The sequence below is a fragment of the Candidatus Poribacteria bacterium genome (genome assembly GCA_016866785.1).
In the GTDB taxonomy this organism is placed as follows: domain Bacteria; phylum Poribacteria; class WGA-4E.
The window spans coordinates 1-1,545 of sequence record VGLH01000290.1 but is presented as its reverse complement, the minus strand read 5'-3'; the positions used below and the strand labels follow the sequence as shown (position 1 = coordinate 1,545).

Sequence of the window (1,545 nt, the reverse complement as noted above, 5' to 3'; positions counted from 1 at the left end):
CTGCTCGCCGATCAGGACGCCGGAGCGAGCGGCGTATTCGTGCCGTTTTTCGGCGAGCTCGCCTCGGCGGAACCGAGTCCCGTGACCCTCGCGCGGCGGCTCGGATGCCCGCTCTGGCTCTGCCTCGCGTTCCGGGAACCCGATGGATCGCACCGCGTCGTCCTGGAATCGGCTCCCGAAGCCGATGACGACGCGAAACGCCTCGCGCTCATCTACGAGCGTCTCGAAGAACACATCCGGCAGCGCCCGTCACAATGGCTCTGGATCCACCGCCGATGGAAGACGCGCCCGCCGTTCGACCCCTCATCCTTGCCCTGACCGACGGCAAGCCGGGGCACTTTCACCAGACGGAGGGTATCCTCGCCCACCTGCCGGAGGCGGATCGCGAGACGATCCGCGTTACGTTTCGCTCGAAAGCGGCGGACAACTGGCTCCGCGTCCAGGTCGCCGTCGGCAGACGTCTCATTCCCGCGCGCGCCGCGCGTGCCATGCTGAATACGGCGTTGGAGCCCGGGTCCTTCGACGCCCTTCTGAGCGTGAAGCCGCCGAATGCCGTGCTCTCGACCGGCTCGTCCGTCGCCAGCGTCAACCTGCTGTTGGGGCGCATCTTCGGCGCTCGGACCGTCGTCTGCATGCGCCCGTCGCCCATCGGCGTGGGACCCTTCGACCTGGCGATCCTCGCCCGCCACCAGTGGGTCGAAGACGACGAGAACGCCGTCCGCGTGCTGGGTGTCCCGACCCACGTGACGCCGGAGCTCGTCGAGGAACGCCGCCGCGCTCTGCCGGAACCGGTTCCCCCGACCATCGGGCTCTTGTTCGGCGGGAACGACACGCGCTACTGGTGGACCGCCGATGCGGCGCAGGAAGTTCTCGACGTCCTCATGGCGGTCGCCCGCGCGACGGGTCGGTGGCTCGCCGTGACGACCTCCCGCCGCACGCCCCCTGACGTCGAGGCGCTCATCCGCTCCCGCGTCGTCGAGAACCCCTACTGCGCCTATGCCGCTCTCGCCAGCGATCCGTCGCCGAAGGAGGCTCCCGTCCAGACGATCCTGGCGATGAGCGAGTGGGTCGCCGTCACCGTCGATTCCTTCTCGATGGTCTGCGAGGCCGCATCGTCGGGGAAACCCGTCGGACTCATCCGGATCCCGTCCGCGCGCTCGGACCGGTACGCTCCCGCGTTCGCAGCCATCGCCGAGCAGACGGGCATGGCGGACATGCCTCTCGACACGCTTCACGAACAGGCGCTCCGATTGACGCAGAATCCGCCGCAAACGACTCCCCTGCGCGACGCCGCAACCGCCGCCGACGGCATCCGACGGCTCCTCGGCATCGGCGCGCCATGACCCGACGGCACATCGCCGCCCTCGCCCTCTGTCTGACGACGCTTTCCCTCCGCGTCTCGGCTGCGCCCGTGCCAGACCTGGTCGGCGTGCGTCCCGTTGGGCTCGGCGACGCCTACACCGCCCTCGCCGACCAAGCCGAGGGAGCGATCCACAACCCGGCGTCGCTGGGCGTCCGCGAAGGGGTCTGGCTCTTCGGACAGAC

The 1,545-nt window shown here is 69.6% G+C and carries 3 protein-coding genes; all 3 read left to right on the top strand.

The window, feature by feature from the left end; genetic code table 11:
- Positions 1–318, top strand: a complete 318-nt coding sequence (locus FJZ36_19395) for a lysophospholipid acyltransferase family protein (GenBank protein MBM3217063.1) — start codon at positions 1–3, stop codon at positions 316–318.
- Positions 255–1,343, top strand: coding sequence for a hypothetical protein (locus tag FJZ36_19390; protein ID MBM3217062.1), 1,089 nt, complete (start codon positions 255–257; stop codon positions 1,341–1,343). Before FJZ36_19395 ends, FJZ36_19390 begins: the two co-directional genes overlap by 64 nt.
- A partial coding sequence (locus FJZ36_19385; GenBank protein ID MBM3217061.1) for a hypothetical protein occupies positions 1,340–1,545 on the top strand: 206 nt, incomplete at its 3' end. The genes FJZ36_19390 and FJZ36_19385, both read left to right, overlap by 4 nt.